Genomic DNA, 378 nt, shown 5'->3' with positions numbered 1-378 from the left:
AGTGACCAGTTCGTTCTTCTCCCACCAACGCTTAAGGTCGAACGAAGGGCAAGCCTTCGGCGCCACCTCATGATGGGCGCGAAGCACAGCGCCTTCGTACTTAGCCAGCAGTGTGACAAGCAGTGAGCGAAGGGATTGCATTTGGGCTGGCGTAAAGTTAGCGTCGAACTTACCTTTATCGTCGATACCACCAACAAGGCAGACGCCGATAGAGTTGTGGTTGTAACCCTTAGCGTGAGAGCCTACAGCCATCTCATCTCGTCCTGCCTCCACAGTACCGTCTCGCTTGATGATAAAGTGGTATCCCACATCGAGCCAACCCTGCTCTTTGTGCCACTGGCGAATCTCACGGACACCAACATTCTGACTTGGCTTGGT

1 protein-coding gene is annotated in these 378 nt (G+C 53.7%); it reads right to left on the bottom strand.

Features of this window, described 5'->3' with window-relative positions:
• Positions 1-378 (bottom strand): peptidoglycan recognition protein family protein (locus KI356_RS27645; RefSeq protein ID WP_212937057.1); only part of this gene is annotated, 378 nt, incomplete at both ends.

Origin of the sequence: Bacillus hominis, from assembly GCF_018332515.1 — a bacterium.
In the GTDB taxonomy this organism is placed as follows: domain Bacteria; phylum Bacillota; class Bacilli; order Bacillales; family Bacillaceae_G; genus Bacillus_A; species Bacillus_A hominis.
Note: the sequence above shows the minus strand (reverse complement) of the source record. Positions and strands in the feature narration are given on the sequence as shown.